The sequence below is a fragment of the Streptomyces sp. ID05-39B genome, assembly GCF_033794725.1.
GTDB lineage: Bacteria > Actinomycetota > Actinomycetes > Streptomycetales > Streptomycetaceae > Streptomyces > Streptomyces bobili.
This window is the reverse complement of record NZ_JARGEF010000073.1, coordinates 22,470-29,966: the sequence shown is the minus strand read 5'-3', so window position 1 is coordinate 29,966 and position 7,497 is coordinate 22,470. Positions and strand designations below refer to the sequence as shown.

The window sequence follows — 7,497 nt, the reverse complement described above, 5'->3', positions numbered from 1 at the left end:
GTGCCCGTGCTCTGAGGCGCAACGGCGTGCCGGCGGCCTGAGGCGCACGAGTGTGCCCGCGTCCTGAGGCGCAAGGGCGTGCCGGCGGCCTGAGGCGCAAGGGCGTGCCCGTGCTCTGAGGCGCAACGGCGTGCCGGCGGCCTGAGGCGCACGAGTGTGCCCGCGTCCTGAGGCGCAAGGGCGTGCCGGCGGCCTGAGGCGCACCGGGCGTGCCCGTGCTCTGAGGCGCACCGGGCGTGCCGGCGGGCTGGGGGTGCCAGCAGCCTGAGGGGACCGGGCGCGGTGGTGGCGGGACCGTTCCGGTGCGGCCTGGGAACGCGGTGGCGGGACCGTTCCGGTGGCGGCCTGAGGGTGGTGGCCCGAGGGTGCGGTGGCGGGACATGTGGCGGTGGCGGCATGAGGGCGCGGTGGTGGCGGGACCGTTCTGCGTGAACGTTCCGACAAGACGTCGGCAAGATGTTGCGTTCGGTGTCCCGGGCGTGGTCACATGGTATCCAACCCTTGGTTAGGTCTACCTAACTAGGTCCGCCCCGGCCCTCAGGAGGCGTCCATGCCGGCTACCGAGCCCAAGGCCCCGCGGCCGTCCGCCCTCGCCGGGGTGTCCATGCGCGACCTGCTGGCGTCCTGTGCCGCCGCGGAGGCCGTCTCCCGCCCGCCGCGCGAACCGGACCCGGCGACGGCGGCCGTCGACAAGCGGCACACCCGGCACCGGGAAGCCGCCTGATCCGCTGCTGGTCGTGGCGACCCGCTGTCCGATCGTGATCCGCTAGCGGATCACGACGACCCGCTGCCCGATCGTCGCGAACTTCCAGAGTGCGTTCGCGTCCGCCCGCGAGGCGCGGATGCCGCCCGTCTTCCTGATCGGGTCGACGACGGGTGCCGAGCCGTCGACGGCCGCGCTGAAACCGATCGAGACGCCCTTGACGTTGGTGAAGCGCACCACGTGCTCGATGGGGGTGCCGTCGGTGCCGGTGACCGCGCCGGAGCGGGAGGTGACGGCGTAGGTGCCCGGGAGCGGGTCGACGCTGCCGGGCGTGACCTGGAAGGTGTGCGGGGACCTGCCGTCCTCGGTCACCAGCCAGACCCGGTCGTCGTCCACCGAGTACACGACCCGCGCGCCGGTGCCGGACCGGGCCGGCAGGGCGGTGGGGTTCCTGGTGTCGCGCGGAGCCCTCGTCGTCGCGGAGGAGACGCTCGCCTGCGGCTCGGTGAGGTCGGCCGGCACGTTCGCCGAGGCCTGGAAGGCGAGGAACCCGACGGTCGCGAAGGCCGCCGCGGTGAGCGCGGCCACGAAAGTCGAGCTGCTGCCTGCCACCACGACCACCTCTTCGTCGTACGTCCGTAGCCTCGCGGCGACGTTAGCAGCCGGTGGGCCCCTTACCCGGGCGGCCGTGCCCGGGGCCCGCGGAGCCGTAGGCTGTTTGCGTGCTCTTGCTCGCTCTGGATACCGCCACCCCCGCCGTCACCGTCGCGCTGCACGACGGCACGGACGTCCTCGCCTCGGCCGGCCAGGTGGATGCCCGCCGGCACGGTGAACTGCTGCTGCCGGCCGTCGACCGTCTCCTCGCCGCGGCGGGGCAGCGGCTCGACGCCGTCACCGGGATCGTCGTCGGCGTCGGCCCCGGCCCGTACACCGGGCTGCGCGTCGGCCTGATGACCGCCGACACCTTCGGGCTCGCGCTCGGCGTCCCCGTGCACGGCCTGTGCACGCTCGACGGCCTCGCCTACGCCACCGACCTCGAAGGCCCCTTCGTCGTGGCGACCGACGCCCGCCGCAAGGAGGTCTACTGGGCCCGCTACGCCGACTCCCGCACCCGTGTCACCGAGCCCGCCGTCGACCGGCCGGCCGACATCGCCGAGCAGGTGGCGGGGCTTCCCGCGGTCGGTGCCGGCGCGCTGCTCTACCCCGGCACCTTCCCCGCGGCGCACGAGCCGGAGCACGTGTCCGCCGCGGCCCTCGCCTCGCTTGCCGCCGAGAGGCTGGCCGCGGGCGAGGAGCTTCTGGAGCCCCGCCCGCTCTACCTGCGCAGGCCCGACGCCCAGGTCCCCAAGAACTACAAGGTGGTCACCCCCAAGTGACCGAGCCCGTCATCCCCGTGCTGCGCGAGATGCGCTGGTGGGACATCGAACCCGTCCATGAACTGGAGAAGGCCCTCTTCCCCGAGGACGCCTGGTCCCGCGGCATGTTCTGGTCCGAACTGGCCCACTCCCGCGGCCCCGAGGCGACCCGCCGGTACGTGGTGGCCGAGACCGGCGACCGCGTCGTCGGCTACGCGGGCCTCGCCTCCTCCGGAGACCTCGCCGACGTCCAGACCATCGCCGTGGCCGCCGACCACTGGGGCACCGGACTGGGCGGCCGGCTGCTGACCGAGCTGCTGCGGGCCGCGACCGCCTTCGAGTGCGCCGAGGTCCTGCTGGAGTGCCGCGTCGACAACGTCCGCGCGCAGAAGCTGTACGAGCGCTTCGGCTTCCAGCCCATCGGCTTCCGGCGCGGCTACTACCAGCCGGGGAACGTGGACGCCCTCGTGATGCGCCTGACCACGGCATCCGAGCGCGGCTCCGCCACGGAATCGACATCAGTACAAGGAACCGGGATCAATGACTGACGAACCGCTCGTCCTCGGCATCGAGACCTCCTGCGACGAGACCGGCGTCGGCATCGTCCGCGGCACCACGCTCCTGGCCGACGCCGTCGCCTCCAGCGTCGACGAGCACGCCCGCTTCGGCGGGGTCGTGCCGGAGGTGGCGAGCCGGGCACACCTGGAGGCGATGGTCCCGACCATCGAACGCGCGCTGAAGGAGGCGGGCGTCTGCGCGAAGGACCTCGACGGCATCGCCGTGACGGCGGGCCCCGGTCTGGCGGGCGCGCTGCTGGTCGGCGTGTCGGCCGCGAAGACGTACGCGTACGCCCTCGGCAAGCCGCTGTACGGCGTGAACCACCTGGCCTCGCACATCTGCGTGGACCAGCTGGAGCACGGCCCGCTGCCGGAACCGACGATGGCCCTGCTGGTGAGCGGCGGACACTCCTCGCTGCTGCTCTCCTCGGACATCACCTCCGACGTCCGCCCGATGGGCGCGACGATCGACGACGCGGCCGGCGAGGCCTTCGACAAGATCGCCCGCGTGCTGAACCTGGGCTTCCCGGGCGGCCCGGTCATCGACCGCTACGCGCGCGAGGGCGACCCGTCCGCGATCGCCTTCCCGCGCGGCCTGACCGGCTCGCGCGATCCGGCGTACGACTTCTCCTTCTCCGGTCTCAAGACGGCGGTCGCCCGCTGGATCGAGGCCAAGCGGGCCGCGGGCGAGGAGGTGCCGGTGCGGGACGTGGCCGCCTCCTTCCAGGAGGCGGTGGTGGACGTGCTGACCCGCAAGGCAGTCCGCGCCTGCCGTGACGAGGGCGTCGACCATCTGATGATCGGTGGCGGCGTCGCGGCCAACTCCCGGCTGCGCGTCCTGGCCCAGGAGCGCTGCGAGGCCGCCGGTATCCGGCTGCGGGTGCCCCGGCCCAAGCTGTGCACGGACAACGGTGCGATGGTCGCGGCGCTCGGCGCGGAGATGGTGGCCCGGGGCCGGTCCGCCTCCGACTGGGACCTGTCGGCGGACTCGTCCCTGCCGGTGACCGACCCGCACGTCCCGGGCCGCGCGCACGACCACGATCACGACCATGTGCACGAGGTCGCCAAGGACAACCTGTACTCATGACGGTCGCGCTGATGTGGGAGGCCCGCGCGGCGGACGGCCGGGGCGGGGAACTGCTGGCCTGGGCGCGGGAGCAGCGGCTCCCGCGCCCTCCCGTGCGCCGTGAGACCTTCCGCGCCCCGCAGGACCGGGTCCTCGTCATCACCTGGTGGGACGCGGACTTCGACGCGGACCTCCCCGAACTGCCGGAGCCCGACGGCGAACTGGTCACACGCGCGGTGCACCGGTGGCGGTTCGAGGCCGTGGACGGGGAGTGACCCGGACCGCTACTCCGGCGCCGCCACCCGCGTCTCGCAGCGCATCCGCCGGTCCGGCCCCAGCACCCGCACCGGCCCCGTGAGGCTGAGCCGCGCCGTGTGCCGTACGTCCGCGCTGGATGTGCCGAGCCGCAGTTCCAGATCGCCGGGTTCCACCACGCGCCGCCCGCCGCGGTCGGTGAAGGCCGACAGGTCGGTGTGGAAGTGGAAGGTGACCCGGGCCGACCCGCCCGCGGGCAGCTCCAGCCGCTGGTAGCCGATCAGCCGTACGTCGGGGCGGGTCACGTCGGCCACCGGGTCGTGCAGGTAGAGCTGGACGACCTCGGCGCCGGCCCGGTCGCCGGTGTTGCGGACGGTCAGCGAGAGGTCGTACGAGCCGTCCGTGCCGAGGCCGGTCTCCGGCCCGTCGACTTGCTCCCAGGTGAACGTCGTGTACGAGTGGCCGTGTCCGAACGGGTACAGCGGGGTCGGGTCCAGGTTGCTGACCTCTCCGGCCAGGCCCAGCGGCGGCTGGAGGTAGGTCCACGGCTGGCCGCCCGTCACCTGCGGCACGCTTACGGGAAGCCGGCCCGAGGGGTTGACGCGGCCCGACAGCACTCCCGCGACCGCGGGACCGCCCTCCTCGCCGGGGAAGAAGGCCTGGACGACGGCGCCCAGGCGTCCGTGCCAGCGGCCGAGCGCGTAGGGGCGGCCGGTGAGCAGCACCAGGACCACCGGGACGCCCGTCGCCACCAGTGCGTCCAGCAACGCTCCCTGCACGCCGGGCAGTCGCAGGTCCGCCACGTCGCAGCCCTCGCCCGAGGTGCCCCGGCCGAACAGGCCCGCCCGGTCGCCCAGGACCGCCACGCACACGTCGGCCTCCGCGGCCCGCGCGACGGCCTCCTCGATGCCCGTGGTGTCCGGGTCGGAGACCGGGCAGCCCTCGGCGAACGTGACCTTGGCGTCGGGGAGTTCGGCGCGCAGCGACTCCAGCAGCGTCGGGATCTCGATGCCCAGTTCGGCCTCGGGGTGGTGGGTCAGGACGTGGGAGGGGAAGGAGTAGCAGCCGAGCATCGCCAGGGCGTCCGCCGCCCTCGGGCCGACGACCGCGATCCGGGTGTCGGGGGACAGGGGGAGCAGCCCGTCGGGGTTGTCCAGCAGGACCACCGACTCCTCAGCGAGCCGTCGGGCCACCGCGCGGTTCGCCGCCGAGTCGAGGTCGACCGTCTCCGGGGTCTCCGGCTGCCAGTCCTCGTCCAGGAGGCCCAGCTCGCACTTCTGGATCAGCACCCGGCGGGCGGCCCGGTCGATCAGCTCCTCGGGGACCTCGCCCGCGCGTACGGCCGCGTTCAGCGCGTCGCCGTAGTACTTGACGGTCGGCAGCTCGACATCGATGCCGGCCTCCAGCGCCAGATGGGCGGCGCGTGCGGGGGTGCCCGCGACCCGGTGCAGGGTCTGGAGGAAGCCGATGCCGAAGTAGTCGGCGACGACGGTGCCCGTGAAGCCCCAGTCCTCGCGCAGGAGCTGGGTGAGCAGTTCGGGGTCCGCGGAGGCGGGGACACCGTCACGTTCGGTGTAGGCCGCCATGACCGAGCGGGCGCCGCCCTCGCGCAGCGCCATCTCGAACGGCGGCAGCGTCACGTCCGCGAACTCGCGGGTGCCCGCCCGCACGGGGGCCAGATTGCGCGCGCCCACCGAGGAGGCGTACCCGGCGAAGTGCTTGAGGGTGGCGACGATCCCGGCCGACTCCAGGCCGCGCACATAGGCCGCGCCGACCGTGCCGACCAGGTACGGGTCCTCCCCGATGGTCTCCTCGACCCGGCCCCAGCGCGGATCGCGTACGACGTCCAGGACGGGGGCGAGGCCCTGGTGGACGCCGACCGAGCGCAGGTCCTGGCCGATGCGCCGGGCCATCTCCTCGACCAGCGGCGGGTCGAAGGCGGCACCCCAGGCGAGCGGTACCGGGTAGGCGGTGGCGCGCCAGGCGGTGAAACCGGCCAGGCACTCCTCGTGCGCCACCGCGGGGATGCCGAAGCGGCCCGCGGCGGCGATCCGGCGCTGGGCGCGGGCCAGGGCGCGGGCGCCGAGCGCCGGGTCCACGGGGGCCGTGCCGAAGGAGCGGGTCAGCTGGCCGAGGCCCCGCGTGATCAGCTCGTCCCAGTCGTAGTCGGTGGTCATGTCGTGCTGGTGCGGGGCGACTCCGTCGCCGCCGGTGTCGGCGCCGACCCACACGCCGTACAGCTGGGCGGTCTTCTCCTCGAGGGTCATCCGGGAGAGGAGGTCGTCGACGCGGGCGACGGCGGGCAGGGCGGGGTCACGCCAGGGGGCGGTGGTCATGAAACTCCTGTCAGAGGTCGGTGAGCCACCAGAGCTGGAATCCAACCGGAACGAATGTTTCGAGCGTAACTTCGAATGTTCCGGGAACCTATGGCGTCCCCATGGGTTCGTCAAGAGGGAGTGCGGGGATACGATCGCCGCCATGACACCCTCGGAGCCCGCTGAGACGCGGACGGAAGACCGGCCGCCACGGCGACCGGCGGCACAGACGGCCACCCTTGCGGAGATCGCGCGCGAGGCCGGCGTCTCGGCGCCGACTGTTTCGAAGGTCCTCAACGGCCGCGCCGACGTCGCCCCCGCCACCCGGACCCGGGTCGAAGGGCTGCTGCGGGCCCACGGCTACCGGCGCCGCCGGGCCGAGGCGACCCGTTCGCCCCTGATCGACCTGGTCTTCCACGAACTGGAGAGCGCCTGGGCGATGGAGGTCATCCGGGGCGTGGAGAACGTCGCGCGCGACGCCGGGCTGAGCGTGGTGCTCAGCGAGAGTGCCGGGCGGCTCACCCCCGGACGGTCCTGGGCCGACCAGGTCGCCGCCCGCCGACCGCACGGCGTGGTGCTCGTGCTGTCCGGGCTCGACGAGTCCCAGAGGGCACTGCTGACCAGCCGCTCCATCCCGTTCGTGGTGATGGACCCGGCGGGCGACCCCGGCGCCGACGTGCCCTCCATCGGCGCCACCAACTGGCAGGGCGGCCTCGCCGCCACGCGGCACCTGGTCGAACTGGGCCACCGGCGGATCGGGGCGATCAGCGGGCCCCCGCAGATGATGTGCAGCCGGGCCCGGGTCGACGGCTACCGCGCGGCCCTGGAGACGGCCGGGCTGCCGGTCGACCCCGAGATGGTCAAGACCGGCGACTTCCACCACGAGACCGGCTACCGGCTCGGCCGTGAACTCCTCGCCCGCCCCGACCGGCCCACGGCCGTCTTCGCCGGCAACGACCTCCAGGCGCTCGGCCTCTACGAGGCCGCCCGTGAACTGGGGCTGCGCATCCCCGAGGACGTCAGCGTGGTCGGCTTCGACGATCTGCCGGTGGCCCGCTGGGTCGGCCCGCCCCTGACGACCGTGCGGCAGCCGCTGACCGAGATGGCCGAGGCGGCGGCCAGGCTGGTCCTGGAGCTGGGGCGGGCCGACGAGGCCCCCGCGGCGACCCGGGTGGAGCTGGCGACCAGCCTGGTGGTGCGGGCGAGCACGGGAGCGCCGCCGTTGGCCGGAAGTTGACGTATTGAC

Annotated in this window: 8 protein-coding genes; 6 read left to right on the top strand and 2 right to left on the bottom strand. The window is 73.8% G+C overall.

All coding sequences use genetic code 11. From position 1 onward, the window contains the following. Positions 1-550: 550 nt before the first annotated feature. Complete coding sequence (locus tag P1P75_RS18105; protein ID WP_167396146.1) at positions 551-724, top strand: hypothetical protein; 174 nt, start codon at positions 551-553, stop codon at positions 722-724. A 42-nt stretch (positions 725-766) separates the two neighbouring features. Here P1P75_RS18105 and P1P75_RS18100 read toward each other — a convergent pair whose 3' ends face one another. Next, positions 767-1,315: a hypothetical protein gene (locus P1P75_RS18100; RefSeq protein WP_319256487.1), complete on the bottom strand. Its 549-nt coding sequence runs from the start codon at positions 1,313-1,315 to the stop codon at positions 767-769. A gap of 110 nt (positions 1,316-1,425) precedes the next feature. Here P1P75_RS18100 and tsaB point away from each other — a divergent pair, with 110 nt between their 5' ends. From tsaB to P1P75_RS18080, 4 genes are read left to right on the top strand one after another with little or no spacing between them, the layout of a single operon-like run. After that, the gene (tsaB, locus tag P1P75_RS18095; RefSeq protein WP_086769651.1) at positions 1,426-2,079 is read left to right on the top strand and encodes a tRNA (adenosine(37)-N6)-threonylcarbamoyltransferase complex dimerization subunit type 1 TsaB; all 654 of its coding nucleotides are present in this window, start codon (positions 1,426-1,428) and stop codon (positions 2,077-2,079) included. After that, positions 2,076-2,606, top strand: coding sequence for a ribosomal protein S18-alanine N-acetyltransferase (gene rimI / locus P1P75_RS18090; RefSeq protein ID WP_319256485.1), 531 nt, complete (start codon positions 2,076-2,078; stop codon positions 2,604-2,606). Before tsaB ends, rimI begins: the two co-directional genes overlap by 4 nt. After that, positions 2,599-3,702, top strand: coding sequence for a tRNA (adenosine(37)-N6)-threonylcarbamoyltransferase complex transferase subunit TsaD (gene tsaD / locus P1P75_RS18085; protein WP_319256483.1), 1,104 nt, complete (start codon positions 2,599-2,601; stop codon positions 3,700-3,702). Before rimI ends, tsaD begins: the two co-directional genes overlap by 8 nt. Then, positions 3,699-3,956, top strand: coding sequence for a hypothetical protein (locus P1P75_RS18080; protein WP_319256481.1), 258 nt, complete (start codon positions 3,699-3,701; stop codon positions 3,954-3,956). The genes tsaD and P1P75_RS18080 overlap by 4 nt, the downstream gene beginning before the upstream one ends. Positions 3,957-3,965: 9 nt before the next feature. Here the strand turns inward: P1P75_RS18080 and P1P75_RS18075 are convergent, their stop codons facing one another. Next, complete coding sequence (locus P1P75_RS18075; RefSeq protein ID WP_319256479.1) at positions 3,966-6,272, bottom strand: glycoside hydrolase family 3 N-terminal domain-containing protein; 2,307 nt, start codon at positions 6,270-6,272, stop codon at positions 3,966-3,968. Positions 6,273-6,414: 142 nt separating this feature from the next. Here P1P75_RS18075 and P1P75_RS18070 point away from each other — a divergent pair, with 142 nt between their 5' ends. Beyond that, positions 6,415-7,488, top strand: coding sequence for a LacI family DNA-binding transcriptional regulator (locus P1P75_RS18070; RefSeq protein WP_086769655.1), 1,074 nt, complete (start codon positions 6,415-6,417; stop codon positions 7,486-7,488). The last annotated feature ends 9 nt before the right edge of the window (positions 7,489-7,497 follow it).

Coding starts and splice junctions, on each gene's coding strand:
- P1P75_RS18070 (WP_086769655.1), top strand. CDS start 6,415: ATGACACCCTCGGAGCCCGCTGAGACGCGGACGGAAGACCGGCCGCCA.
- P1P75_RS18105 (WP_167396146.1), top strand. CDS start 551: ATGCCGGCTACCGAGCCCAAGGCCCCGCGGCCGTCCGCCCTCGCCGGG.
- tsaD (WP_319256483.1), top strand. CDS start 2,599: ATGACTGACGAACCGCTCGTCCTCGGCATCGAGACCTCCTGCGACGAG.
- P1P75_RS18075 (WP_319256479.1), bottom strand. CDS start 6,272: ATGACCACCGCCCCCTGGCGTGACCCCGCCCTGCCCGCCGTCGCCCGC.
- P1P75_RS18080 (WP_319256481.1), top strand. CDS start 3,699: ATGACGGTCGCGCTGATGTGGGAGGCCCGCGCGGCGGACGGCCGGGGC.